Source organism: Bordetella genomosp. 7, assembly GCF_002261415.1.
GTDB lineage: Bacteria > Pseudomonadota > Gammaproteobacteria > Burkholderiales > Burkholderiaceae_B > Bordetella_A.
This window is the reverse complement of record NZ_NEVI01000020.1, coordinates 110,967-135,643: the sequence shown is the minus strand read 5'-3', so window position 1 is coordinate 135,643 and position 24,677 is coordinate 110,967. Positions and strand designations below refer to the sequence as shown.

Below are 24,677 nucleotides of genomic sequence, written 5' to 3'. Positions count from 1 at the left end.
TGCGGGTCAGATGGCGGAAGGGTGGCGGGCCAGGGCAGTGACCTGGATGTCCATGTACGGGAACAGCGGCAGCGACGACAGCAACTGGTGCAGCTCATCGTTGCTTTCTACATCGAAGACACTGACGTTGGCGTAGCGGCCCGCCACGCGCCACAGGTGGCGCCATTTGCCGTCGCGCTGCAGTTGCTGGGCCAGGGCCTTTTCGTCGGCCTTGAGCTTGTCGGCCCGCTCGGCCGGCATGTCGGCCGGCAGGTTCACTTGCATTTGGACCAGGAACAGCATGGCAAAACCTCCGGTGGGGATTCAGCGGGCAAACTGTAGGGGAAGGCCGGTCAGGCGCAGCAGTTCGTCGGCAGTCATGTCGCCAAACATGTCGATGACGGTAACCCCATTGGCGCCGATATCAAACACCGCGACATCGGTATAAACGCGCGACACGCATTGCACGCCCGTAAGGGGGTAGGTACATTCGGCCACCAGCTTGCTTGCGCCTTCGCGGGTCAGCAGCTCCATCATGACGTAGACGTCTTTGGCGCCGATGGCGAGGTCCATTGCGCCGCCCACCGCGGGAATGGCGTCGGGCGCGCCGGTATGCCAGTTGGCCAGGTCGCCGCGCTGCGACACCTGGAAGGCGCCCAGCACGCAGATATCGAGATGGCCGCCGCGCATCATGGCGAACGAATCGGCATGGTGAAAGAACGAGCAGCCGGGCTGCTCGGTAACGGGCTGCTTGCCCGCGTTGATCAGGTCGTAGTCTTCTTGCCCCTTGGCCGGCGCAGGGCCCATGCCCAGCATGCCGTTTTCGGTATGCAGAATGATTTCACGCTGGGCGGGCAGGTGGTTGGCCACCAGCGTGGGCAGGCCGATGCCCAGGTTGACATAGGCGCCCTCGGGGATGTCTTGCGCGACGCGGGCGGCGATCTGGTCGCGGGTCAGTTTGCTGCTCATTGCTGCTCCTTGGCGGCCGGGGCGTCGATCTGCACGACGCGCTTGACGAAAATGCCCGGGGTAACGATGTTTTCGGGGTCGAGTTCGCCCAGTTCGACGATTTCGCGCACTTGCGCCACGGCCACCCGGGCGGCGCTGGCCATGATGGGGCCGAAGTTGCGCGCCGTCTTGCGGTACACCAGGTTGCCCCAGCGGTCGCCGCGGTCGGCCTTGATCAGGGCGTAGTCGGCGTGCAGGGGGTATTCCAGCACATAGTGCCGGCCGTTGATTTCGCGCACTTCCTTGCCTTCGGCCAGCGGCGTGCCGTAGCTCGTGGGCGTGAAGAACGCGCCAATGCCGGCGCCAGCGGCGCGGATGCGCTCGGCCAGGTTGCCCTGGGGCACCAGCTCAAGCTCGATCTTGCCGCTGCGGTACAGGCCGTCGAATATCTGCGAATCGGTCTGGCGGGGGAACGAGCAGATGATCTTGCGCACTCGTCCCGCGCCCAGCAGCGCGGCCAGGCCGGTGGTGCCATTGCCGGCGTTGTTGTTGATGATGGTGAGGTCTCTGGCGCCCTGCTCGAGCAAGGCGTCGATGAGCTCGATGGGCTGGCCCGCCGTGCCGAAACCGCCGATCAAAACGGTTGCGCCATCAGGAACGTCCGCCAGGGCGGCCGCCGCGTTTTCAACAATCTTGGAAATCATAAGGGTCCCGGAAGGTGAAGGCGTGTCATAATTTTGTTCTATATTCGAACATTCGTTCTATCTAAGAACATCGTTCCACGCTGGCCAGACAGTGTCAAGGCTCACTCGCCCAAGCGTCTGCTGGCCGGACATTACGGATGGCCTCATGGCCCATGACACGCACGAACCCCCGCAGCCCAGCGATACCTACGTCCAGTCTTTCGCGCGCGGGCTGGCGGTAATCCGCGCCTTTGGGCCGCAGCGCCCGCAAATGACCCTGTCCGAAGTGGCGGCGGCGTGCGGGCTGACGCGGGCCGGCGCGCGCCGCATCCTGCTGACGCTGGCCAGCCTGGGCTATGTGTCTGTGGACGGCCGCCAGTTTGCCTTGACCCCGCGGATTCTCGAACTGGGTTACTCGTACCTGTCGGCGACGCCGCTGTGGGATCTGGCGTTGCCCTATATGGAAGAAGTGGCCGAGGCCACGCGCGAGTCCTGCTCGGTGTCCGTGCTGGATGGCACGGACGTGGTGTACATATTGCGGCTGTCATCCCACCGGGTAATGAGCATCAACCTGTCGGTGGGCAGTCGGCTGCCCGCCTGGGTCACGTCCATGGGCCGCGTGCTGCTGGCGGGCTTGCCGCCCGCCGAACAGGACCGCGTGCTCGACGCCAGCGATATCCGCGCCCTGACGCCTCATACGGTGACTGACCGGGCGGTCATCAGGCGCATTCTTGGCCAGGTGCGCGCCGATGGCTACGCATGCGTTGTGCAGGAACTCGAGCCGGGCCTGCAGTCGGTGGCGGTGCCCATCCAGGACCGCGCGGGCCGGGTCATTGGCGCCATGAACGTCAGCAGCCATGCCAGCCGGTATTCACGCCAGGCCATGGTCCAGGCATTCCTGCCGGTTCTGCGGCGCGCCGCGGGGCACATCAACCAGGCGCTGCTCAGCCGCTGAGGCCCGCGCCGCGCCGGCTACGGCACGATGTCGGTCGCGGATTCGGCGTCCAGGTGCGCGATATCGCCCCATTCCAGGACTTGCCACGCGCGGCCTTCGATGCCGACGCGGTTGATGCTGGCATTGAGCAGCGGCACCGGACGGACCGCGTCCAGGGCGGCGCCGCTGGCGCGACGCCAGATGATGTCCATCACCCCGCCATGCGTGACGGCCAGTACGCGCTCGCCAGCGTGGCGTTGCGCGATATCGTCCACGGTGGCGAGAATGCGCGCCTGGAACTGGCCCAGCGATTCGCCTCCCTCGATAGGCAGGTCGGGGTCGCGGCTGCGGCGCGCCGCGGCGGCTTGCGGCGCAAGCTCGTCGATGCGGCGCGGATCCAGCCCTTCGAGCACGCCATAGCAGCGTTCGCGCAGCCCGGGCTCGCTGCGGATGCGCAGGCCCAGCGCATCGGACAACGGCTCGGCCGTGGTGTATGCACGCTGCAGGTCGCTGCTGTACAGCGCCTGAAAGGGGGCGTCCATGGCCCCGATGCGCGCGGCAAGCTGGGCGGCCTGGGATCGCCCGGCCGGATTGAGCGCAATGTCTTGCCAGCCTTGCAGGCGGCCTTCTCGGTTCCACGCGGTTTCGCCGTGGCGGATGAACCAGATTTCAGTCATGAGCAGGTAGATAAGGGGTCAGGGGCGGCGCGACGCGCTGGGCAGCCAGATTTTCTGCATCAGGGAGCTTAACGCGACCAGCATGGGTTCGCTGGCGCGCTCGTTGGATATCATGAAACCCAGTGTGGCGTCGGCCCGGGCCTGCCCCCACACCATGAAATCGCCGGATTCGGCGCCGGCCAGGGCGATTTCTTCGCGCAGCAGCGCGCAGCCTGCGCCCGCGCGCACCAGCGCGTCCAGGTTGGCCTGGTCGTCGTGCTGCATCACGACGCGCGGCGCCAGGCCATGGCGTTCGAACATATCGCGCAGCAGCAAGTGGGTATGGCTGCCCGCGGGGCCGTCGAGCCAGGGAAGCTGCGCCACGTCGCGCCAGCCTCCGCGCTTGACCGTGCCCGCCAGCGCGGCAGGCATGGCAATGCGATACCGTACGCTGCGCAGGGGCTGCCAGCAGGTGCCGCGCGGCGGATTGACCACCAGCGTCAGCGCGGCATGCAGCCTGCCTGTATTGACGTACTCGTCCAACTGTACAGTGGACAGGGTGAGCGTTTTCAGTTCGATCAGGGGCAGCTGGTCGCGCACGGCCGAGGCAAGCTCGCCCAGCCTGAGGAAATCCGGCTGCTCGCTGGGGATGCCAAGCTCCACGGCGCCGTGCAGGCTGCCTTGCAGTTGCTGGGCTTCGGATTTGAGCTGGGCGCCGAGCACCAGCAGCGATTCGGCGGTGGGCAGCAGCGCTTCGCCCGCCTTGGCCAGCGTCAGCCGGCCGGCGGCGCGCTCGAACAGCGCTACGCCCAGGCTCTGTTCCAGCGCCTTGATCTGCGCGGTCACGGCGGGTTGCGTCAGCGACAACGCATCCGCGGCCTTGGTCAGGTTGCCCAGCCGGGCGACCGTGACAAAGGCGCGGATCTGATAGATTTCCATGGCGGCAATTATGCCGCCAGCAGTCGTATTTGCGACGGCTCCAGCCCTACCGATACGGGGGCGCCGACCGGAAAGGGCGAAAGCCCGGCCAGGTGCGGCTGGTCGGCCGTGATCCGGTGTTCGCCCACCTGCACCTGGTAGCGGGTGAACTCGCCCAGGAACTCGCTGGTTTCCACCACGCCCGGCAACCACACGTAGCGCGCGTCGCCCAGCCCGTCGGCCATGTCGATCTGCACCGTATGGGGCCGGAAGCTGGCGGCCAGGCGGTCGCTTTCGGGAGCCTCGCTGGCCAGCGGCAGCTGCAGGTCGCCCACGCCGGCCACCTTCAGCACGAGACTGTTGCGGCTGCGTTCACGCACCGTTCCTTCCAGTACGTTCATCGTCCCCACGAAGTTCGCCACGAACCGGTTCACCGGATAGTCGAACAGGGTGGTGGGCGAGCCGACCTGCTGCACGACGCCGTGGTCCAGCACCGCCATCCGGTCGGCGGTGGTCATGGCCTCTTCCTGGTCGTGGGTGACGAATATCGTGGTGATGCCCAGGCGGCGTTGCAGGCTGAGCAGGTCCTGCCGCATCTGCACGCGCAGCTTCTTGTCCAGGTTCGACAGCGGCTCGTCCAGCAGCAGCACTTGCGGCTCGATGACGATGGTGCGCGCCAGGGCCACGCGCTGTTGCTGGCCGCCGGACAGCTGGTTGGGCCGGCGATTGGCGTATTGCGCCAGGCCTACGAGTTCCAGCGCCGCCTCGACTTTGTGGCGGATCTCTGCGCGCGGCAGGCGGCGCTCTACCAGGCCGAATGCAACGTTGTCCCATACGGTCATGTGGGGCCACAGCGCGTAGTTTTGAAACACCATGCCAATGTTGCGGCCCCATGGCGGCGTGCCCCCGATGTCTTTGCCGTCGATCAGCAGCTGCCCATGGCTGTGCTGGTTAAAGCCGGCGATCAGCCGCAGCAGAGTGGACTTGCCCGAGCCGGAAGGGCCCAGCAGTGCAAAGAATTCGCCGGGCTCTATGTAGATGCTGATGTCTTTCAGGACTTCGGTCTTTCCATAGGAAAGCCGGATATTGCGACATTCGACGCTGACTTTCTTCATTCTGATTCCCCATTGCGCGCGGGCTGCTGGCGCGCGGATGCACGTTCGACCAGCAAATGCGAGATGTACGTTCCGATGCCGACGGCAACCACGGCCAGCACGCCAAGCGCCGCGCCGGGCCCGCGGCCGGCGGCGCTTTGCATGTACAGATAAATGCCGTAGCTCATGGGAGCCTGGCTGTCGCGCGTGACCAGCATGATGGTGGCGGACAGCTCCACGGCAGCGGTCACGAAGCTGGTGACAAAGCCGGCCAGCATGCCCCCGGCCATCAGCGGCACCACCACCCGGCGGATCGTACGCAGGCGGCCGGCGCCCAGCGACTGCGCCGCTTCTTCGAGCGACACGTTGATCTGCTGCAGCGCGGCCACGCACGAGCGCAATGCATAGGGCAGGCGGCGCACCGAATAGGCGATCATGATCAACACCCAGGATGATGTCAGCAGCGTTCCGGTCAGCGGGATTTCCCAGCCGCGGAAGGTGCGCAGCAAGCCGATGGCCAGCACCAGGCCGGGGATGGCCAGCGCGGCCGAAGCCAGGAAGTCCAGCCATTGGCGCGCCGGCAGGCGCGTGCGCAGCATCAGGTACGCGATGGCGGTGCCAAGCACCACATCGATGCCCGCCGCCAGCCCGCAATACAGCAGCGTATTGGTGATCATGCCGTGCGAATCGCTGAAGACCGCGGCATAGTGTTCCAGCGTATAGCCGTCGGGCAAGGGCGCGTAGCTCCACACCGTGGCCAGCGACAGCAGCAGCACGCCGATGTGCGGGGACAGCACCAGCAGCAGCACCAGCGTGATCCATCCATACGCCAGCACGCTTTCCGCCGGCTTGAGCCGGCGTTTCTGGATGGACTTGCCGCCCTTCTGCAGGGTGGAGTAGTCCTTGCCCTTCATGACCCGCGCCGACAGCCACAGGGCCAGGATGGAAAAGCCGATCATGATGACGCTGATCACGTAACCCAGCGGGTCTTCGAGCCCTACCTGCGTGATGCGCAGATAGGCTTGCGGCGCCAGCATGTTGGTGGTGCCCAGCACCAGCGGTGTGCCCAGATCGTCGAACACCTTCACGAACACCAGCGACGTGCCGGCAATATAGCCGGGCAGCGCCAGCGGAAAGATGATGCGGCGAAACAGGCGGAACCCGCGCGATCCCAGGTTGAAGGCGGCCTCTTCCATGGAACCGTCGATGTTGCGCAGCGCCACCACCAGGTTCATGAGGATGAACGGAAAGTAGTGGATGGACTCGACAAAAATCACGCCGTTGAGCCCTTCCATGAAGGGCAGGGTGAAGCCGAACCATTCGTCCAGCAGCAGGTTGACCGTGCCCGATCGTCCGAAGATCAGCTGCATGGCCACCGCGCCGACAAACGGCGGCATGATGAGCGGCAGCACGCCCAGTGTCTGGATGATCAGCGCGCCGCGGAACTCGAATCGCACCGTGAAGTACGCCAGCGGGATGGCGATCAGCGAAGCGAGCAAGGCCGACCAGCCCGCGACATACAGGCTGTTGAAAAACGCTTCCTGCATAAGGGGCAGGCCGAAGAAGGCGCCGAAGTGCCCCAGGGTGAAACTGCCGTCGGCATTGACGAACGCGCTATAGAACACGGTGCCCACCGGGACTGCCAGGAACAGTCCCAGGAAGGCCAGCACCAATAGCGCTGTCAAGAGCGGACCGGCAGGCAGGCGCGGGCCGTTCGCAAACGTCATCAAGAAACTCCAGTCGTGGCGCCGCGGGCGCGGCAGGGGCGGGCCCGCGCGCGGGCAGGCGGGTGTGGCGGCCGGCCCGCGGCGTGCGCAACTGCGGGCCGGCCATGCTTCATCCGGGTTGGGGCCGGCAATGGGCCGGCGGGGCTACAACGCCGCGGCCTCGCGAGCCAGTTTCACCGCCTGTTCGTAGTTGGCGCGGGCCTTGCTGCTCCATTCGCCTTCGAGCTGCGTGATCTGCTTGCTGGTCGAAGCGTCTTTCTTGTCGCGCAGGAACACGGCCAGGAACTCGGGGTCTGCGGCGGTCCTGGCGTCGATCAGTGGAGACCACGCAAGCGCGCGCGCCTGCGAGAGCAGTTCGGCGGCCTTGCCGGACTTGGCCTTGTCGCCCAATGTCTTCTCGGCATCGTAGATGGCTTTGCTGGCCGCCTGCAGATCGGCCAGGCGGAACGTGATGGTCTGGTCGAACAAGGCCTGCACAACGTAATAGCGCTTTTGCGAAAGGTCGGCATCGAAATGCACCTTGCTGCGCTGCGCGATCTGGGCCGGGTCGGGATAACCTTCGGGAATCTTGCCGGCCAGATCTTTATAGGGCAGCACCGGCAGGCGCGAAATCTTCGGCTCCAGCAGCAATTCCTGGCCCGCCTGACTGAGGGTGAACGCCACGAATTTCTTGCCTTCCTCGGTATTCTTCGCGCCCGCGATGAGTGCGATGTTGGCGGGCACCACCGCGGTTTCGGTGGGATAGACGAATTCCACCGGGAACTTGGAGTACTTGCTCGACAGCCCGAAGAAATCGATGACCGGGCCTGCGCCGAACTGCCCGTTGTTGACGCCATCGGGCACGCCGAACGAGCGCTCGGTCATCTGCCTGGCGTTGCCGGACATGCGCAACAGGGTGCGCCAGCCATCTTCCCAGCCTTCGCCCTGCAGAATGGTCTCGACCGTCAGGTGCATCGTGCCCGAGCGGGAAGGCGCCGTCATGCCCAGGTGGCCGAACCACTGCGGATCCAGCAGGTCTTTCCATTCGGCCGGCGGCGTCAGCTTGTGCGCCTTGGTGTAGCGGGTGTTGTACATGATGCCGTAGCCCGCCAGCGCCTGGCCCAGGTACATGCCTCCGGGGTCGTTGATGGGATAGCTGCCGATCTTGTCCGGCACCTGCGGGTTGGCCATGTCAGCGGCCGGGCTCAGCAGTTTTTCGCGGCCTAGTACCTCGAACGCGTCGGGCGCGCTGGCCCAGAACACCTCGGGCCGCTGGCCCTCTGGCGTTTCGCGTACGAACGCGATGCCCGACACCGTGTTTTTGTTCAGGATTTCCAGCGTGATGCCGGGATGGGTTTTTTCGAAGGCGGTTTTATACGCCTGGGTCAAGTCTTTGGGAAACGACGTGATCACCGTGACGGTGCCGGCCAGGGCCGGCGCGCAGGCCGCCAGCAAGGCTCCCGCGAGGGCAGCGCGCATCATGGGCATGATTTGTCTCCATTATGGTTGGAATGTCTGCCCAAGGTAGCCAGCCGCCCGCCGCGCGTCCAATCACAAATTTTGATGCGGGTTATTAATCGAGCGGGCCTTGGCCCGCCTGCCGGCCGTTCAGCCAGGCCACCAGTTCGGCCAGTGCCGCGCTCTTGTCGCGCAGCACCTGTTCGCGCTTGTCGGCCGGCCATTCATAGAACCCCTGGCCCGCCTTGGCCCCGATCTGGCCGCTGGCGACCTTTTGGGCTAGCAGGGGCGAAGGCGTCGTACGGTTTTCCAGATCGGGGTACAGATAGGTGGCAATGGCGTGATGCACGTCGATGCCGTTCATGTCGCGCTGTTCCAGCGGGCCCGACAGCGCCAGCCGGATGCCCAGGCTCCACTTGACCACTTCGTCGATGTCTTCTGCGCTGGCGACGCCGTGTTCCAGCAGCGAGATGGCCTCGCGCGCCAGCGCATGCTGGATGCGGTTGGCGATAAAGCCCGGAATGTCACGCTTGACCAGCACCGGCCGCTTGCCCGCGGCGCGCAGGGCTGCCATGACAGCGTCGACGGTGGCTGTGCTGGTCTCGTCGTTGCGCACCACTTCTACCAGCGGGATGACGTCGGCCGGCGTAAAGAAATGGGTGCCCACGAAACGGTCGCGGCGCGTCACGGCCTGGGCGATGGCATTGATGGACAGGCCCGAGGTGTTGGTAGCGAAGATTGCATCCGGCCGGCACGCGATGTCCAGCCTGCCGAATACGTCGCGCTTGAGTTCCAGTTTTTCCGGAACCGCTTCGATCACCAGGCTGCATGGGGCCGCCGCTTCCAGGCCGCTTTCCATGCGGATGCGGCGGCGCGATGCATCGACGGTGTCGGGCGCGAGCACGCCCAACTGCCGATCAATGATGGCGGCGGCGCGGTCGAGCGCGCCGGGTGCGGGGTCGATCAGCACGACGTCGAGCCCCCTGGCGGCAAACAGCGCGGCAATGCCGCTGCCCATGGCGCCCGCGCCCACGACGGCCACATTCTGGATGGGTAGATTCATGATGTTGCTCTTGATATGCCCAGGGTGCGGCGGCGCACCGGGCCATGCAAAAAGCAGCAGGATAGCGCAAGGGGGGCGGTGCCGACATCAAATGGCAGCCCCGAAAGCGGCATGCCAATACAAAACGCAGCGAGTCCCCGCCCGTGGGGGCGGGCGGACGCTCGCTGCGCGAGAGGCAGTCATTGCAGGGTGAACTTCGGAATGCGATAGCCGTCGGGATGCTCCACATATTCCATCGCCACCGGCTTGTCCAGCTTCAGGTCGGGCAGGCTGGCGTGGTCCATGTAGCCGATCATGATGGGGCCTTCTTCCAGTGCCACCGCCACTACCAGGTGGGGCGCCGGATAGGCCGGCAGGTACTGGCGATGAAACACAGTCCATGACAGGATCGTGCCGCGCCCGGAAACCGGCGCCCATTCCACATCGAAGCTCAGGGATTGCGGGCAGACCGGGCCAGGCGGATAGTAGAAGGCGCCGGTCTTGCGGCAACGCTGCAGCTTCATCTGGCCCTCTTGGATACTTTCCCACAGGGGCGCATCGTAAGGCGAATAAAGGCGTGGTGTCTTGCTCATGATGTGGTTCGTCCCCGTGATTATTTGCCGTAGATGATCGACATGGCCTTGCCTGCCACGTCCGACACGTACTGCACGTGTTGGCAATCAGCCACCTGGCGTTCGCCCTGGCCGCCACGCAGCTGGCGCACGGCCTCGATCTGGTGGTTCCAGCCCTGCATATACGATTCCGACAAGTGTCCGCCGTGCGTGTTGACCGGCAGGCGGCCGCCCACGCCTATGCCGTTTTCGGCAATGAAGCGCGCGCCTTCGCCCTGGCCGCAGAAGCCGAAGCCTTCCAGTGCAAAGAAGATGTGCGGGCTGAAGCTGTCGTATACCAGCAGCGCGTCCACGTCATTGGGGCCTATGCCCGCCGCGCCGTAGACCTGTTCGGCCGCGCGCATCTGGGCCGGGCGGTAGAAGTCGATCAGGCGCGGACCCAGGCTGGTCGCTTGATGATTCAGGTCCGAGCGGCCCAACCCCTTGATGAACACAGGGTTGCGGCAGGTTTTGCGCGCACGCTCGGCTTCCATGATGATAAGCGCGACGCCGCCGTCGTTGATCAGGCAATAGTCATTCAGACGCAGCGGCTCGGCGATGTACTTGGCCGCCAGGTAGTCTTCGATGGTTAGCGGCTTGCGCATGATGGCGTGCGGGTTCAGGCTGGCCCATTGCCGCTGGCCCACTGCCACCTGGCCCAGGTCGTGGTCGGTGACCCCCCACATTTCTTTGTAGCGCTGAAACATCAGCGCATACAGAGCGCCCTGCGAAGTCAGGCCCCAGGGGCTGTGATACACGTATGACAGGAACGCGCCGCCCCCCATCGCTTCGGGCCCCCCATACTGCACCGCGGCCGAGCGCTGATCATTGCCGTACACCAGCGCCACCACCTCGGCCATACCCGAGTGAATGGCCAGCACGGCCTGAAACACCGCCTGGACGGCGTCGGCCTGCCCGCCCCACCGCGGGTCGATATTCAGTATTTCGCCCATGCGCTCGTAGGCGGTGGTGGGGCCGACGATCAGGCCGTCTACATCGGAGCGGCTGATGCCTGCATCCTCCAACGCGCGGCTGAATGCCAGCGCGGCGTATCCGTAGGAATCGAACGGCTTCTCGCCGTTGCGGACTCGGCGGTAGTCTTCGGCCCAGTCGGTATGGCCGACTCCCGCGACCGCCGCGATTCCCGATGTGCGCTTGTAGCGCTCTTCTGTAGATCCGCTCACAGCAAACTCCCTCATAGTGGACTAATTCCCCGGATTCACGGTATTGTAGTGGCCGAAACTTGGTAAAAATGCGCCAAAACGACCACATTGTGATATGTCATGGCTACAACCGATGCACGCAAAGACAGGACAGGCACCCAGGCGATTCAACGGTGTGCCGCGCTGCTGCGGCTGATCACCACCTACAACCGCACCGGCATGCGCCTGGTCGACCTGCATAACAGTGCCAACCTGACGCGGCCTACCGCCCACCGCTTGCTGCAAGCCCTTGTGGCCGAAGGATTCGTAAGGCAGGACGATCGCAGCAAGCGCTATTTCCTGGGCTCGTTGACTTACGAAATGGGTGTCGCCGCGGCGGCGCCCTACACCTACGACTTGCGCGATACCTGTGTGCCGTACTTGCGGCAGGTGGCGGACGCCACCGGCGATACCGTGTTTCTCACCGTGCGCTCCGGGTTGGATGGCGTGTGCATCGCCAGAGCCGAGGGCGCGTTTCCCATCAAGGTATTCGTACTGGACGTGGGCAGGCGGCGGCCGCTGAATGTTGGGGCGGGAGCAACTGCACTGCTGTCGGCGCTGCCCGACGACGAAATCCAGCGTATATGCCTGGCCAACAAAGAACGCACCGAGCGCGGCTATCCCCGTTTCAGCTGGGACGACCTGCGCCAGCGCATTGCGCGCGCCCGCGAGCAGGGCTACCTGGAAAACGAAGTGCTCGAGGTCGAGTCCGTGCGGTCCATCGCGGTGCCCATTCTCGACCCGCATGGCCGCCCTATCGGCGCGGTCAGTATTTCGGCGTTGAGCAGCCGCCTGAAAGGCCCGGCGCTGGCCGACAAAGTCAAGAATCTTCAGTCGGCGGTGCACGCCATTGAAGAGAAGCTGCGCATACACGCCACCGACGACTGACACCGTAGCGGCGCGCCTGCTGCGCACCGGCCTTATGCCGTCTCGCGCGGCATCACTTCGCCCCTGGCGATGGTGCGGGCGGTGCGATAGATGGCCGCCTGCTCTACCTGCAGGGCCGCGTTGGCGCGCACACGCGCGCGCACCATGATGCGGCCGGCGGGGTGGCCGATACGCAGTGGTTCAGATGTACCGCCGCCCGGACGTAGATGGCGCGCGGCAATCGAACCCGGAATCCGGCAGGCCATGCCGATGGTTGCCGTCACTGTGGCCGCCAGCGCCTTGCTGGTTGCGCCCGTGGAGTATTGGCGGCAGACCAGGTCCAGCGTATCGGCATGTACGGTCTCGCCGTTGAGCGCTGCATATGACCGTGGCGCCTGCACGGCGACCAACATGGGGTTCGATGGCGCGGCGCGGCTGCGCCAGTAATCGCCCAGCCCCAGGTGTTCGGCCACCTGGGCACGTATGGCCTGCATCCTGGTTACCAGCGCCGCATCATTGTCGATCTGCTGCGGCGATTCGATACCCAGCATGCCAAGGTCGTGCGCTGCAACGATCACCACCAGGTTCGCGCCATCGATGACGGTGACGTCCACAGGCCCCACGTCGGCGATTTCCATCCGGTTTCGCACGTCGCCCAGCGGAAGCAGCGTGCCGGTAATAGACCCGGTGGCCTCGCGGAAATCCAGTTCGATAGGGGCGCCCGTGCCGGGTACGCCGTCGATGGCCAGATCGCCCGTGTATACCACCTTGCCGTCGCGAACCGGCACGCGTGCGTGGATGACGCGGCGCGTGTTCAGGTTATGGATGCGCACGGCGGTCTGCCCTTCGGTGGCAGGCACGTAGCCTTGTTCGATGGCGTGGGCAGCCACCGCCGCGGATAGATTGCCGCAGTTGAGTTTGTAGTCGACTTCCGCGTGGCGGATCCCGACCTGGGCGAACAGGTAATCCACGTCGGCGTGCGGATGGGTAGGGGGCCCCAGCACAGCTGCTTTGCTGGTCAACTTGTCGCCGCCGCCCAGGCCGTCGATCTGTCGTGGGTCGGGGCTGCCAAACACGTTGAGCAGGAATGCCGCGAGTTCGTCGCGGTCCGAAGGCACGGCGGCGCGGTCGAAGAACACGCCTTTGCTCGTACCGCCGCGCAGCAGATGAAAAGGAACTCCGGGCGTCTGGGACATTGGTAAATTTCCCCCTTGAATGAGGTCGCGTGGCGAGTTGCGCCGGCCAGTGCTTTATCCTGATGAGGCCACGGCGCGCTGGGGCATGCGCTTGAGCAGTTCCGGAATCGAAGCCGATGCGATATCCAGGGCGGCGTCAAAGAACTGCCTGCCGCGATCCCGATAGCCGCCAAACGCCAGGCAATCGTCCCACTTGTCTGCCAGTTCGTCGTCCGACAACGGGCAGTCGTGTGAACCGCGCAACGTGCGGATTTCCTTGCGCAGCTTCGTCCCGTCGTGGAGCGTGACCGTCACGATATTCCAGCGCGGGGTTACCGGCCCGTCGGCTTCTTCGGTGGTCACTCGTTGCATCAAGGCGCGCACGGCCGGCCGCTGTACCGCCTGGTCGGTGAAACTGGCAAGGCGCACGTGGCCGTCCAGCGCGGCGGCCGCCATGGCATACGGCATGCTGAACTTCGCTTCCAATCCGGTTTGCGGGCGCGGGTGGATCAAGGGCACCATGGCGCGCCGGTTCGATTCCACATGAATAGCCACCACCTGCTCGGCCTGCAATCCATGTTCGCGGCGCAGGTCCAGCAAGCCGTCTATCGACCGGAGGGCCGCGTAGCACATCGGGTATTTCTTGATTTCCAATCCGCTGGCCAGCAGTTCCAGCGGCGCCTGGCCGAGGCTGGCCAGCTCCGCATCCAGGCTTTCGCGGTTGCCATACAGCGTGGTGAAACCCTGGGGGCCGTCCAGGGCATCGGGTGCCGCGTCCATGCCGGCTTCTGCCAGCAATGCCGCGCGCAGGGCCGAGGCATTGCAATGCCCGGCCTGGAACGGCTTGGCCATGGTGCCGAAGTTGGCCCGGCTCCCCGAGCTTTGCGCGAAGGCCAGCCCGATGGCGTTGGCCGTCTGGCCCGCAGACAGCCCCAGCAGGTGGCTGCAGGCCGTGGCCGCCCCCAGCACGCCGATGGTGGTGGTGGCGTGCCAGCCTTTTGCATAATGGTCCGACACCATGGCTCGCGCAATCTTCACCATGACTTCAAGGCCCACCGCGTAGGCCGACGCGAGCCGTCGGCCGGCAATATCGCGATGCTGCGCCAACGCCAGCAGCGCGGGAAGCATCACCACGCTGGGGTGTCCGCGCAAGGGCGAATTGACGTCATCAAAGTCGAGCACGTGCGCGGCCAGGCCGTTGTAGAAGGCCGCGCTGGTCAACGAAGCCGAGTCGGCGTGGGTCCAAATGCGCGCCGCAGCGGAGGCGCCTTCGGCGCGTGCAAGGTTCAATGCAATGGCGCACGCGCCATCATCGGCGGCCGCCAGCGCGATTCCCACCGTATCGACAACGGCGCGTCCCACGCTGCGGTATGCCGCCTGCGGCAGGTCGGACGGGTCGAAGTCAGTAGCAAAGCGCGCGATGCGCATCGAGGCGGTATCCAGAATGGATGACTGCTGGCTCATGGATGTTTCCCGTAGGTCTAGGGCAGGTCACGATATCCGGCGGCGATGCATGGCGAGCTCACCAGGCGTGCGCCAGCACCGCCTCCAGCCGCCCGCGGTGCCGGGACAGCTCGCGATTGCGGTCGGCATTGAAGTTCTGCATGGCGTGCTGGGTGGCCGACGCCAGGAGGTCTTTCGATATGTCGAAGTCGCGCAGCCGCATCGGTATCCCCCATTGAGCGAACCATTGTCCGACCGCATCGCCGATGGCGGCCATGTCGCCTGAAGTGGCTGCGTCCGGAATCGACAGGGCTCGTGCCATGTCGCGTACCGCGTCCGGACACAGTTCGCCAAAGTAGCGGATGGCGGGGCCGGTGAGCAGGGCATGCGTGGTTCCCTGGTCGAGCTGCGCAGCCTGGTTGAACAGCGCAGCCCCCAGCGCATACACGGCGCGCGCGACCCAGTGCGCATCCATGGGGCGTCCGCCGTCGTCTTCGTCGCGATTCTGCAGCATCGCCGCCGCACACATATCTATGCGCGCGTCGACGTCATGGGGATCCGCCATCCGGGGCAGTGCCGCCAGCGACAGGGTCAACGCGTGCAGGCGTGACGCCTGCACCAGCGGGTTGGCCTCGCGCACCGCGCCGACGTTCATCAGGGCGCGCCAGAACACGCCTAATCCGGTGGATCGAGCGAGCGAAGTCGGTGCGGTCAACAGTGCGTCGGCGTCCCAGAATATGGCGACGGGCCGAGTCTTGGGGTCGAAGTACTCCAGGCGCGGGCCGCCTGCGGGGTTCTTCAGGGCCGCCCCGCCGCGGTGTTGCGACGAAGTGGCCGCCGTCAGCACGTTGAAAATCGGCGCTTTGGGCGCGCGCAGCCTGGGGCTGACCGGGGGGCCGTCTGGCGGATACTGTGTCGCCAGGCTGGCGGGGTCGCCTGATTCGGCCAGAAATATTGCTACCACACGGGCCGCTTTCAGCACGCTGCCCGCGCCGATGGCAATCAGCGCATCGGCGCCGGCGGCGCGGGCTTGCGCAGTGGCTTCCAAGACGTCGTCCAGCGGCGCGTCCTTGCCAAGCAGGGTGTAGGCGCCCGCATAGCGCTGCCCGGCCAGGGCCTGTACCCGCCGTAGCAGCGGCGTGCGTGTGGCCACGCTGCGGCCGCACAGCACAAAGGCGCGGCGAAGATTCAGGCGGTCCAGTTCGCGGGGCAGGCGCTCCAGGGCCTGCGGGCCGGCATGGATGCGCACCGACGGTGTAACGGAGCTGAAGGGTCTCATGGGCGCCTCTGCTGTCGCGCTTCAGACGGCGGGCAGGCCGTTCTTGAGCAGATCGCGCGCGATGACCCAGCGGTGGACTTCGCTGGGGCCTTCGACAATACGCATGACGCGGCACATGCGCGAGATGTATTCCAGCGGCATCTCCTTCGACACGCCCATGCCCCCGAACAGCTGGATGGCGCGATCGACGACACGTGCGATCATTTCGGTGCCCTGCAGCTTGACCATGGATCCGTCCAGGCGCACGTCGCTGCGCCCGTTGTCCATCTTCCACGCCATCTGATAGACCACCCAGCGCAGCATTTCGATTTCCTGGTAACTGTCGGCGATCCACCATTGGACTGCCTGGCGATCGGCCAGGGGAGCGCCGAAGGTTTTGCGGGTATTGGCCTGCTCGATCATCATCGTCAGGCAGCGCGTGGCCAGGCCCAGGCAGCGCGATGCGATTTCCAGGCGGCGCACGCCCAGGCGCTTGGAGATCGGCGCAAAGCCGCCGCCCACTTCGCCCAGCACCTGGTCGTCGTCCAGTTCCACGTTGTCCAGCACCACCTCGTACGGATGGTATTCGCCGATCATGGGGAAAGAGGTGGGAATCGTCAGGCCCGGGGTGCCCTTGTCGACCAGAAAGGCCGTATAGGCCGAACGCTTGTCGGCCGAGGGATCGGTCACCGCCATGACGATCATGAAATCCGAGCGCCTGGCATTGCTGATCCACAGTTTGGTGCCATTGAGCACCCACTTGCCGTTCTTGCGCTCGGCCCGGGTCTTGATGGCGGCTGCATCCGAGCCGGCGCCCGGTTCCGATAGCGCCAGGCAGCTCTTTTTTTCGCCACGCGAGTAGGGCAACAGGTAGCGGTCGACCTGGCTGCCCTTGCACAGTTCTTTCAGCAGAAACAGATTGGGGCTTTCCGGCGGCAACACAAAAGGAACAATGCTGTGCTTGAGTTGTTCGACGACCAGGCACTTATTGAGCATGCCGAGGTCCTGCCCGCCGAACTCTTCGGGCACATCGATGCCCCACAGGCCAATATCACGCGCCTTCTGCTGCAGCTGCGCCTCGACGTCAGGCGGAATGAGCGGCGTGTCTTCGTAACCGCGTTCGGCCTCGCGCCGGATGATGAGCGGCTCCAGCCCCACCAGCTCTTGCTGGACAAAGCGTGCGACGGTGTCGCGCACCATGCGCGACGACTCGGGTAGTTCGAAATCCATGTGGCTTCCTGTACTGCAGCGCCGGGGCGAGCAGCGTTGTGTTGACGGGCGATCAGCGGCCGCGGTAGACGGGGCTGCGTTTTTCCTGGAACGCCTTGCGGCCTTCGATGCGGTCTTCGGTGTCGCGCAGCACCCCGAACACATAGCGTTCGGTGTCGATGGCGGCCGGCAGAGGCATGTCCATGCCGCTGTACACCAGCCGTTTGATGGCGCGCACCGACAGCGGCGCGTTGCCGGCGATGCGTTCGGCGATCTGGCGGGCCGAGGCCAGCAGTTGGCCTTGGCTGACTACCTTGCTGACCAGGCCGGTGCGCAACGCCTCCTGGGCATCGATGCGATCGCCGGTCAGCAGCATGAGCAGGGCATTGGAAGCGCCGATGGCACGCGGCAGGCGCTGCGTGCCCCCCGCGCCGGGAATGCTGCCGATGCGTACTTCGGACAAAGCGAACACGGCATTGTCGGATGCGATGCGGATGTCGCAGGCCAGGGCGAGTTCCATGCCGCCGCCCATGGCATAGCCGTTTACGGCGCAGATCAGCGGTTTATCGGTATCAAGCCCGGCAAGCAGATGATCCGATTCCGACCGGCCGAAGGTCAGCTCGGCAAAGCTCTCCTTCGGAGGCATCGTCTTTTTCAGGTCAGAGCCTGTACAGAACGCCTTTTCTCCGGCCCCGGTCAGGATGGCGACCCGGATGTCATCGTCCTGCTTGATGCGTTGCCAGGCATCGTGCAGCTCGGCGCGGGTCTCCGGGTCGATGCTGTTCATCGCTTCCGGGCGGTTCAGCGTAATGGTGGCGATATAGTCTTGCACTTCAAACAGCAGCGGCATGATGGGCTCCCTGGCAGGTTGTACGGCGGGTCACGACAGGACGCCGTCTTGCTCGAGTTGGTTGATTTCGTCGTCGTCCAGGCCCAGCAGATCGCTGCACACCTCGCGCGTGTGCTGGCCCAGTAACGGCGCGGGTGAAGAAGGCGCGGATTCGGCGTGCGAGTAGCGATACGGCGCACTGTTGTAGGTGCTGGGCCCCATTTCGGGGTGATCCAGGGTGACCCAGTGGCCGCGCGCCGCGAGCTGCGGATCGTGGTCGAGCACGTCGCGCGCATCCTGCACCGGGCCGCAAGGCACTTTCGCTGCCTGTAGCGCGCGCGCCAGTTCAAGGGAATCGCGCTGTGCGGTGGCCAGACTGATGGCTGCGTCGATGGTTGCGCGGTCGGCCAGCCGGCCGGCCTGGCTGGTCCACTCTGCCTTGTCATCCAGGGCCAGCGTCGCGGCCAGTGCCTGCCATTGTTCGTCGGTGCATACCGCGATCGCGATCCATCGGTCGTCGCCGGCGCACCGGTACACTCCATGCGGCGCGCGCTCCGGATGCGTGTTGCCGGCCCGTTGCTCTATGATGCCATTAACGAAATAGTTCATCAGAGTGGGCCCCAGCATCGCCAGCGTAGGTTCCATCTGGGCCAGGTCTATCAGTTGCCCTTGGCCCGAACGACGCTGGTGGCGCAGCGCCGCCAGGATGGCGAATGCCGCGTGCCCGGGATTGGGAATATGGTCGGGGTAGTTCGTGCCTGTTCCTGCGGGCTCGCGGTCAGGCAGGCCCGTAAGATGCATGAAACCGGTAAGTGCGGCGATGGTAAGGCCGTAGCCTAGATCTTTGGCCGCGGGGCCGCTCGCGCCCTGCATCGACATCGATGCGAATACCAGGCCGGGTCGTAGTTCGCGCAGGACGTCATAGCCCAGGCCCAGCTTGTCCATTACCCCCGGCGTGAAGTTGTTCGATACCAGGTGTGCGTCGGCGATCAGTCGCTTCACCAGGCGCAGGCCGCGCTCATCCTTGACGTTGATCGTGGCGCTGCGCTTGCTGGAATTTCGGTCGGCAAAGTATCCGCTGCGATTCACGCCGGCCACGCCATCCTTGAACGGCTTGGTCACGCGCAGTGTATCCATTCGCTGCGAGCTTTCGATCTTGATCACTTCAGCGCCCAGATCGGCCAGGATCTTGGTGGTATACGAGCCCGCGCCGATCCACGAAAAGTCGATGACCCGCAGCCCGGCCAACAGCCGCTTGCCGCCTGCAGCAGTTCCCCGCGCTATGCGAGCGGGCTGTTCTTTGGCGGACAGTGCGGTCCTGATCTCCGCGCCATGCTGGTCCAGCCTGGGCGCCCCGCGTTCCAGGCGCCATGGCGTGGCGCCCATGCGGTAGGGAGCGCCCGGCATGCGCAGCACCGTGCCGCCGGGTTGCGTCACTTCCACAAAGTAGCCGCGGTGTTCGCGCTGTGGGTCGCGCGCAATGTCGTCCGCATCGCAGATGGGGGCGATGGGTATGCGTTGCTGGCGGCCCTTGGCCTGCAGTTCTGCCTTGGTGTATTTCAGCGCGAAAGGCGCGAATACTTCATGGAAGCGGTGTTTGGCCTCGTCGGTCGCGAGGAACGCCTGGTCGCTCCAGCAGGGTTCCCTGAACTGCATGGCCCCTTGCAGCCCTTCGCTGATCAGCCATTCGGTGGTGATGCCCCAGAAACGATTGCTGCCGATGCCGCCGGCCATCAGATAGACATAGCCGTCCCGGCAAGGGAACGCACCGGTGCCGGCCAGGCGCTGCGTGCCGGCGTTGCGCTTGCGTATCGTGCCTTCAAGGTCGTAGAACTGCACGGCGTTCTCGAGCCCCATGACTACGCATTCCTGCATCGAAACGTCAACGTGCTGACCCTGGCCGGATGCCTCCGCCGCGTAGCAGGCGGCCAGGCTGGCGACCGCGGCGAACAGGTTGGCAGCAGCTACCGCCTGTTCGCCGCAGGCCACCATGGGGGCGGTGTCCGGATAGCCGGCCAGGTACATCATGCCGCCCATCGCCATGGCCGTCAGGTCGGTGGCCAGCCAATCGGCATAAGGGCCTTCCTGGCCGAATGGCGTGATACTGGTCAGCACGATCGCCGGATTGGCCTCGCGCAGCGCCTCGTAACCGAGGCCGCGTCGTTGCATTACCCCTGGCGCATCGCTCTCGATCACAATGTGCGCGCGACGCGCCAGTTGCAGGAACGTCTCGCGATCCGACGCCTGGTCCAGGTCCAGCACGATGCTGCGCTTGTTGGTGTTTTCGTACTGGAACCGGAGGCTGGCCTCGAGGCTGGCGTCTCCCTGGATGTACGGTCCGAGGTGCCGGGTGGCGGCGCCACCCGGAGGCTCTACCAGTATGACGTCGGCGCCCATGTCTGCGTAGAGCTTGCCGCAATAGTTGCCCAGTGGTCCGGCAAGGTCTATGACGGTAATTCCCTCCAGGGCGCGGGCCGGGGCGTTCGTGGATTTTTGCATCTGTACTGCCGGTTGATACTCGAATTGCAAGGAATGGGCGCGGCGTGGGCCGGTGCTATTGCATCTGGTAGATGCCCGCCTGCTTGGCCAGGTCGCGCCACTTGACGATGTTCTTTTCGATACTGGCGCGCATTTCGTCTGGCGTGCTGGCGATCACGGTGTAGCCCTGGCGTTCCAGTTCCGCACGATGCGCCTGCAGCGCTTTCACGATGGACGTGTTCAGGGTCTTTACGACGGCCGGGTCGGCATTGGCCGGCATGTTGAAGCCGTACCAGGTGTCCGAGTCATAGCCTTTCAGGCCCACTTCTTCGAAGGTGCGCAGTTCGGGCAGGGCGGGGCTGCGGGCCGGGCTGCCGATGGCCAGCAGACGCAGCTTGCCCTGGTCGGCGAGGTCTTTCGCCGACGCGCTCTGCACGAACATCATGTCGATGTGGCCGCCCAGCAGGTCGGCCATGGCGGGCGCGCCGCCACGGTAGGGCACGTGGGTGATCTGCACGCCGGCCATCTGCTTCATCAGTTCGCCCGCCATGTGCTGCGAACTGCCCACGCCGGCGGAACCGTACGTGAGTTCGCTCGGGTGGGCCTTTGCGTGCTCGATGACAGCGTCCATGGTCTGGAAAGGCGAGTTCACGGTTACGGCCAGCACCAGCGGCGCGGCGACCGCGATGGACAGCGGCGAGAAGTCCTGCAGCGAGTCGTAGTTCAGCGTCTTGTAGATCGACGGGTTTACCGAAAGCATGCCGTCGGTGGTCAACATCCAGGTGTAGCCGTCGGGCTTCTGGCGTTTGACATAGTCCGATGCGATGGTGCCGCCTGCCCCTGCGCGGTTTTCCACGATGACCGACTGCTTCAGGTCTTCGGCCACCGACTGGCCCACCAGGCGGGCGAGCGTGTCGGTGCTGGCGCCGGCGGCATAGGGCACCACCAGCTTCATGGGCCCGGTGGGGAAGTCGCTGGCGACACTGACGCCGCAGGCAGCCAGGGCCATCGTTGACGCAAGCAGCAATTTACGGACGAAGGTAGGGGATCGCATGTTGTCTCCTGTGTGTATCGATCGATTCAGGCGAATCGTATGCAGTACCCGCTACCCGAGGCAATGAAAAATAGTCCGCAGTGTGAGATTGGCTCCAGATATGGGGCGAAAGAGGGCCGACAACAAAATTAAAAGATCGAAATGTGGACTTTAAGGCGGCAGCCAGAAAACAAATCGCCGGTGCCGGAAGGTATCCGGCACCGGCGTCGCGTGGTGTGCACGTGGGCGCTTAGCCGGTGTTGCGCAGCCCCGCCGCGATTCCGTTGATGGTCAGGTGAATGGCGCTGCGTACGCGCGGGTCGGGCTCGCCGTTGCCGTCGCGCTGCGCGGCGCGCCAACGGCGGATCAGTTCGATCTGCAGGTAGTTCAGCGGGTCGATGTAGGCAAAGCGCTCGCGCAGCGAGGTAAGCAGCACGGGGTTGTCCGCCAGCAGGTCGCGCTGCGTCAACAGGCGCAACATGGATACGGTGCGCGCGTGTTCTGCGCTGATCTGCCCGAAGATGCGCTCGCGCAGCGAGCGCCCCGGCACCAGTTGTGCGTAGCGCGCCGCGATGGCCAGGTCGGACTTGGCCAGCACCATTTCCATGTTCGAAAGCAATGTACGGAACCCGGGCCATTCGCGTGCCATTTCGCGCAGCTGGGCCAGGCGGGCGCGGCGCGAACGCGGTGCGCCGGGTGCGCCGCTTTCCAGATAGGTCTCGATGGCAGAACCCACGCCGTACCAACCCGTCAGCATCAGGCGGCATTGCGCCCATGAAAAGCCCCACGGAATGGCGCGCAGGTCATCAATGCGCTGGCCTTGCTTGCGCGCCGCCGGCCGTGAGCCGATGTTCAGTCCGGCAATTTCGGTAATGGGGGTGGCCGCAAAGAAGTACTCCGCGAACCCCGGGGTGTCGTACACCAGGCCGCGGTAGCAGCGTTGCGCGGTGTCGGACATGAAAGACATTGCCGGGCCGTAATGCGCCATGTGCGCATCTTCGGCGCTGGTGGCGGCCGCGCGCGGCGCCAGGGTCGATTCCAGCGTGGCGGCAACCAGCAGTTCCAGGTGCCAGCGGCCGACTTCCGCGTCCTTGTATTTGCTCTGGATGACTTCGCCTTGTTCGGTCAGACGCAGCTGCCCGGCCACCGTGCCCGGCGGCTGCGCCAGGATAGCGTCGAAACTCGAACCCCCGCCGCGGCCCACCGAACCGCCGCGGCCGTGGAACAGGCGCAGCCGCACGCCACGCGCGCTGAATACGTCCACCAGTTCACGTTCGGCCTGGTACAGCGTCCAGTTCGACGTAAGAAAGCCGCCGTCTTTATTGCTGTCGGAATACCCCAGCATGACTTCCTGCGTGCCGCCCTGTGCAAGCTTGACGCGCTGGCGGACTTCGGGAAGATCGAGCCACGCGGCCATGATGCCGGGGCCGCGCTGCAGGTCGGGTATGGTCTCGAACAAGGGCACCACCATCAGGCCGTCGCCGGCGGCGACGGATTCGCCGGGCGCCGGGTCGACGATCAGACCGGTTTCTTTTTGCAGCACCAGCACTTCGAGCAAATCGCTCAGGGTTTCGGTGTGCGACACGATGGTCTGCTGCACGGCGAGCTTGCCGTAGCGGGCGCGCCCTTCTGCCGCCGCGCGCAGTACGGCCAGCTCTCGCCGGGTTTCTTCACTGTAGGTGATCCAAGGCGATACCAGCGGCCGGGCCAGCGCCAGCTCGGCGCGCAGCACGGCGATACGCGAGTCTTCATCGAGCCTGGCGTAGTCCACCGGCTTGCCGTCGTGCTGGGCGCCGGCGCGTTCGAACAGTTCGGCAAGCACGCGCTCGTGCACGTCCGAACTCTGCCGCAGGTCGACGGTGGCCAGGTGAAAGCCAAACACTTCAACGGCCTGTTGCAGGCCGGCCAGGCGCAGGCGGGCAATGGGCGCGGCGTGATGCGCGGCCAGCGAGGCCGCAATGACGGCCAGGTCGGCGGCCAGTTCTTCGGGCGCGTCATACGGCGGCGCGGGGTGCGTGACGCGGCGCGCCAGGTCGCGGTCGGTCAGCCGCTGCGCGGTGGCGGCCAGGCGGGCATAGACCCCCACCAGAGCCCGCCGGTAGGGTTCATCGCGGCGGTGCGGCGAGTCGTCGCCGCCGCTGTCGGCCAGCGCGTGCAGGGCAGGGTCTGCCTCGATCAGCAAGGTGGTGATCGAAAGTTCCGCGCCCAGCGCGTGTACTTCTTGCAGGTAGTATTCAAACAGCACGGTAGCCTGTCGCAGCAAGGCCAATTCCAGCGTGCGGGCGTCGACGTTGGGGTTGCCGTCCCGGTCGCCGCCGATCCAGCTTCCCATGCGCAGGAAGGGCTCGAGCGGTGGGGGCGGCGCGGCGAACGGTTTGCCCGAATCCCGCCCCAGCAGGCGCGAAAGTTCGGCATAGACGCGCGGGATCACGTTAAGGAACGTACTGCGGTAGTACGACAGCGCGTTCTCGATCTCGTCGGCCACCGTCAGGCGCGTGTAGCGCAACATGCGGGTCTGCCATAGTGTGGCCACGCGGCCCAGCAGGGCCATGTCGATGTCGGCGGCTTCTTCGGTGGTGAGCTCGCCGTCGCGCTGCAGCAGCAGGGCGGCGATTTCGCGGTGCACGTCCAGCGTGCTCTTGCGTTGCACCTCGGTGGGGTGTGCGGTAAGCACGGGCGACACGAAGGCCTCGGCCAGCATGCGCCGGATGCGCGCCGTGCTCACGCCCTGTTCTTTCAGTTGCGCAAAGGCATCGCGCAGGCTGCCGCGCGCAGGGGCGTCGTCGGTCAGGGCGCGCTTGCGCTGTTCGCGGTTCTGGTCGCGGTCTTCGGCAAGGTTGTACAAGTGCAGAAAATAGCTGAACGCGCGCGCCACCGAGTTGGGGTCGCTGTTGCGCAGCCGCTTGACACGCTGCTCCAGCAGTTTGCTGTCGGCCTCGTTGCCCTGGCGACGAAATCGCACCGCGGTGCGCCGCAAGGTTTCGATGGTGTCGAAAACGCGTTCGCCTTCGCATTCCTGAATGACTTGTCCCAATAATCGGCCCAGTAGCCGGATGTCGTGGCGCAAGGGTTCGGCAGTGGCAGACTGCGGGCGGATGGCTTTCATGGAAAATCCGTCAGGAAGAGAAGGTTGACAATCGATTCTTCGGCGATA

Annotated in this window: 21 protein-coding genes; 2 read left to right on the top strand and 19 right to left on the bottom strand. The window is 65.3% G+C overall.

Annotated elements, in window-relative coordinates; translation table 11 throughout:
• Positions 1 to 6: 6 nt before the first annotated feature.
• From catC to CAL18_RS16585, 3 genes are read right to left on the bottom strand one after another with little or no spacing between them, the layout of a single operon-like run.
• Positions 7 to 282, bottom strand: a complete 276-nt coding sequence (gene catC, locus CAL18_RS16595) for a muconolactone Delta-isomerase (protein ID WP_026639770.1) — start codon at positions 280 to 282, stop codon at positions 7 to 9.
• A 21-nt stretch (positions 283 to 303) separates the two neighbouring features.
• Positions 304 to 948: a 3-oxoacid CoA-transferase subunit B gene (locus tag CAL18_RS16590; protein ID WP_094818362.1), complete on the bottom strand. Its 645-nt coding sequence runs from the start codon at positions 946 to 948 to the stop codon at positions 304 to 306.
• Complete coding sequence (locus tag CAL18_RS16585; RefSeq protein WP_094818361.1) at positions 945 to 1,631, bottom strand: 3-oxoacid CoA-transferase subunit A; 687 nt, start codon at positions 1,629 to 1,631, stop codon at positions 945 to 947. The genes CAL18_RS16590 and CAL18_RS16585 overlap by 4 nt, the downstream gene beginning before the upstream one ends.
• A gap of 145 nt (positions 1,632 to 1,776) precedes the next feature.
• Here CAL18_RS16585 and CAL18_RS16580 point away from each other — a divergent pair, with 145 nt between their 5' ends.
• Positions 1,777 to 2,565 (top strand): IclR family transcriptional regulator, encoded by a 789-nt coding sequence (locus CAL18_RS16580; protein WP_026639773.1) that lies wholly within the window; start codon positions 1,777 to 1,779, stop codon positions 2,563 to 2,565.
• A gap of 17 nt (positions 2,566 to 2,582) precedes the next feature.
• On the opposite strand, the gene CAL18_RS16575 is transcribed toward CAL18_RS16580, so the two are convergent.
• The 8 genes from CAL18_RS16575 to CAL18_RS16540 all read right to left on the bottom strand — a co-directional run bounded on the left by CAL18_RS16575 (position 2,583) and on the right by CAL18_RS16540 (position 11,213).
• A complete protein-coding gene (locus CAL18_RS16575; RefSeq protein ID WP_026639774.1) occupies positions 2,583 to 3,221 on the bottom strand; it encodes a histidine phosphatase family protein in 639 nt (212 codons plus the stop codon).
• A gap of 18 nt (positions 3,222 to 3,239) precedes the next feature.
• Positions 3,240 to 4,139 carry a LysR family transcriptional regulator gene (locus CAL18_RS16570; RefSeq protein WP_026639775.1) on the bottom strand — a complete coding sequence of 300 codons (900 nt, stop codon included), beginning with the start codon at positions 4,137 to 4,139 and terminating at the stop codon, positions 3,240 to 3,242.
• Between the two features lie 8 nt (positions 4,140 to 4,147).
• Complete coding sequence (locus CAL18_RS16565) at positions 4,148 to 5,233, bottom strand: ABC transporter ATP-binding protein (RefSeq protein ID WP_026639776.1); 1,086 nt, start codon at positions 5,231 to 5,233, stop codon at positions 4,148 to 4,150.
• Positions 5,230 to 6,939, bottom strand: a complete 1,710-nt coding sequence (locus tag CAL18_RS16560; RefSeq protein ID WP_094818360.1) for an ABC transporter permease — start codon at positions 6,937 to 6,939, stop codon at positions 5,230 to 5,232. The genes CAL18_RS16565 and CAL18_RS16560 overlap by 4 nt, the downstream gene beginning before the upstream one ends.
• A 144-nt stretch (positions 6,940 to 7,083) precedes the next feature.
• Positions 7,084 to 8,406 (bottom strand): ABC transporter substrate-binding protein, encoded by a 1,323-nt coding sequence (locus tag CAL18_RS16555; RefSeq protein ID WP_094818359.1) that lies wholly within the window; start codon positions 8,404 to 8,406, stop codon positions 7,084 to 7,086.
• 85 nt (positions 8,407 to 8,491) lie between these two features.
• Complete coding sequence (locus tag CAL18_RS16550; RefSeq protein ID WP_094818358.1) at positions 8,492 to 9,439, bottom strand: 3-hydroxyacyl-CoA dehydrogenase family protein; 948 nt, start codon at positions 9,437 to 9,439, stop codon at positions 8,492 to 8,494.
• Between the two features lie 179 nt (positions 9,440 to 9,618).
• Positions 9,619 to 10,011: a Zn-ribbon domain-containing OB-fold protein gene (locus CAL18_RS16545; protein ID WP_038852355.1), complete on the bottom strand. Its 393-nt coding sequence runs from the start codon at positions 10,009 to 10,011 to the stop codon at positions 9,619 to 9,621.
• 20 nt (positions 10,012 to 10,031) lie between these two features.
• The gene (locus CAL18_RS16540) at positions 10,032 to 11,213 is read right to left on the bottom strand and encodes a thiolase family protein (RefSeq protein WP_249278428.1); all 1,182 of its coding nucleotides are present in this window, start codon (positions 11,211 to 11,213) and stop codon (positions 10,032 to 10,034) included.
• Positions 11,214 to 11,312: 99 nt separating this feature from the next.
• Here CAL18_RS16540 and CAL18_RS16535 point away from each other — a divergent pair, with 99 nt between their 5' ends.
• Positions 11,313 to 12,119, top strand: coding sequence for an IclR family transcriptional regulator (locus CAL18_RS16535; protein WP_026639782.1), 807 nt, complete (start codon positions 11,313 to 11,315; stop codon positions 12,117 to 12,119).
• 32 nt (positions 12,120 to 12,151) lie between these two features.
• On the opposite strand, the gene CAL18_RS16530 is transcribed toward CAL18_RS16535, so the two are convergent.
• The 8 genes from CAL18_RS16530 to ppc form a co-directional block, all read right to left on the bottom strand.
• Positions 12,152 to 13,294 (bottom strand): 2-methylaconitate cis-trans isomerase PrpF family protein, encoded by a 1,143-nt coding sequence (locus tag CAL18_RS16530; protein WP_094818356.1) that lies wholly within the window; start codon positions 13,292 to 13,294, stop codon positions 12,152 to 12,154.
• 54 nt (positions 13,295 to 13,348) lie between these two features.
• A complete protein-coding gene (locus CAL18_RS16525; RefSeq protein WP_094818355.1) occupies positions 13,349 to 14,737 on the bottom strand; it encodes an MmgE/PrpD family protein in 1,389 nt (462 codons plus the stop codon).
• Positions 14,738 to 14,795: 58 nt separating this feature from the next.
• Positions 14,796 to 15,995 (bottom strand): iron-containing alcohol dehydrogenase family protein, encoded by a 1,200-nt coding sequence (locus CAL18_RS16520; protein WP_094818354.1) that lies wholly within the window; start codon positions 15,993 to 15,995, stop codon positions 14,796 to 14,798.
• Positions 15,996 to 16,016: 21 nt separating this feature from the next.
• The gene (locus CAL18_RS16515) at positions 16,017 to 17,204 is read right to left on the bottom strand and encodes an acyl-CoA dehydrogenase family protein (RefSeq protein WP_026639784.1); all 1,188 of its coding nucleotides are present in this window, start codon (positions 17,202 to 17,204) and stop codon (positions 16,017 to 16,019) included.
• A gap of 52 nt (positions 17,205 to 17,256) precedes the next feature.
• A complete protein-coding gene (locus CAL18_RS16510) occupies positions 17,257 to 18,033 on the bottom strand; it encodes an enoyl-CoA hydratase/isomerase family protein (RefSeq protein ID WP_026639785.1) in 777 nt (258 codons plus the stop codon).
• Positions 18,034 to 18,063: 30 nt separating this feature from the next.
• Positions 18,064 to 20,511, bottom strand: coding sequence for a CaiB/BaiF CoA transferase family protein (locus tag CAL18_RS19900; protein WP_249278427.1), 2,448 nt, complete (start codon positions 20,509 to 20,511; stop codon positions 18,064 to 18,066).
• A 55-nt stretch (positions 20,512 to 20,566) separates the two neighbouring features.
• Positions 20,567 to 21,544 carry a Bug family tripartite tricarboxylate transporter substrate binding protein gene (locus CAL18_RS16500; RefSeq protein WP_026639786.1) on the bottom strand — a complete coding sequence of 326 codons (978 nt, stop codon included), beginning with the start codon at positions 21,542 to 21,544 and terminating at the stop codon, positions 20,567 to 20,569.
• 229 nt (positions 21,545 to 21,773) lie between these two features.
• Positions 21,774 to 24,629, bottom strand: a complete 2,856-nt coding sequence (ppc, locus tag CAL18_RS16495) for a phosphoenolpyruvate carboxylase (RefSeq protein WP_094818353.1) — start codon at positions 24,627 to 24,629, stop codon at positions 21,774 to 21,776.
• Positions 24,630 to 24,677: the final 48 nt, after the last annotated feature.

Bases quoted from the DNA above. Each gene is read 5' to 3' on its own strand.
- CAL18_RS16580 (WP_026639773.1), top strand. From the start codon at position 1,777: ATGGCCCATGACACGCACGAACCCCCGCAGCCCAGCGATACCTACGTC.
- CAL18_RS16585 (WP_094818361.1), bottom strand. From the start codon at position 1,631: ATGATTTCCAAGATTGTTGAAAACGCGGCGGCCGCCCTGGCGGACGTT.
- CAL18_RS16515 (WP_026639784.1), bottom strand. From the start codon at position 17,204: ATGGATTTCGAACTACCCGAGTCGTCGCGCATGGTGCGCGACACCGTC.
- CAL18_RS16545 (WP_038852355.1), bottom strand. From the start codon at position 10,011: ATGAGCAAGACACCACGCCTTTATTCGCCTTACGATGCGCCCCTGTGG.
- CAL18_RS16575 (WP_026639774.1), bottom strand. From the start codon at position 3,221: ATGACTGAAATCTGGTTCATCCGCCACGGCGAAACCGCGTGGAACCGA.
- CAL18_RS16520 (WP_094818354.1), bottom strand. From the start codon at position 15,995: ATGAGACCCTTCAGCTCCGTTACACCGTCGGTGCGCATCCATGCCGGC.
- CAL18_RS16525 (WP_094818355.1), bottom strand. From the start codon at position 14,737: ATGAGCCAGCAGTCATCCATTCTGGATACCGCCTCGATGCGCATCGCG.
- CAL18_RS16560 (WP_094818360.1), bottom strand. From the start codon at position 6,939: ATGACGTTTGCGAACGGCCCGCGCCTGCCTGCCGGTCCGCTCTTGACA.
- CAL18_RS16535 (WP_026639782.1), top strand. From the start codon at position 11,313: ATGGCTACAACCGATGCACGCAAAGACAGGACAGGCACCCAGGCGATT.
- CAL18_RS19900 (WP_249278427.1), bottom strand. From the start codon at position 20,511: ATGCAAAAATCCACGAACGCCCCGGCCCGCGCCCTGGAGGGAATTACC.
- catC (WP_026639770.1), bottom strand. From the start codon at position 282: ATGCTGTTCCTGGTCCAAATGCAAGTGAACCTGCCGGCCGACATGCCG.
- CAL18_RS16570 (WP_026639775.1), bottom strand. From the start codon at position 4,139: ATGGAAATCTATCAGATCCGCGCCTTTGTCACGGTCGCCCGGCTGGGC.
- CAL18_RS16555 (WP_094818359.1), bottom strand. From the start codon at position 8,406: ATGCCCATGATGCGCGCTGCCCTCGCGGGAGCCTTGCTGGCGGCCTGC.
- CAL18_RS16590 (WP_094818362.1), bottom strand. From the start codon at position 948: ATGAGCAGCAAACTGACCCGCGACCAGATCGCCGCCCGCGTCGCGCAA.
- ppc (WP_094818353.1), bottom strand. From the start codon at position 24,629: ATGAAAGCCATCCGCCCGCAGTCTGCCACTGCCGAACCCTTGCGCCAC.
- CAL18_RS16530 (WP_094818356.1), bottom strand. From the start codon at position 13,294: ATGTCCCAGACGCCCGGAGTTCCTTTTCATCTGCTGCGCGGCGGTACG.
- CAL18_RS16550 (WP_094818358.1), bottom strand. From the start codon at position 9,439: ATGAATCTACCCATCCAGAATGTGGCCGTCGTGGGCGCGGGCGCCATG.
- CAL18_RS16510 (WP_026639785.1), bottom strand. From the start codon at position 18,033: ATGCCGCTGCTGTTTGAAGTGCAAGACTATATCGCCACCATTACGCTG.
- CAL18_RS16565 (WP_026639776.1), bottom strand. From the start codon at position 5,233: ATGAAGAAAGTCAGCGTCGAATGTCGCAATATCCGGCTTTCCTATGGA.
- CAL18_RS16500 (WP_026639786.1), bottom strand. From the start codon at position 21,544: ATGCGATCCCCTACCTTCGTCCGTAAATTGCTGCTTGCGTCAACGATG.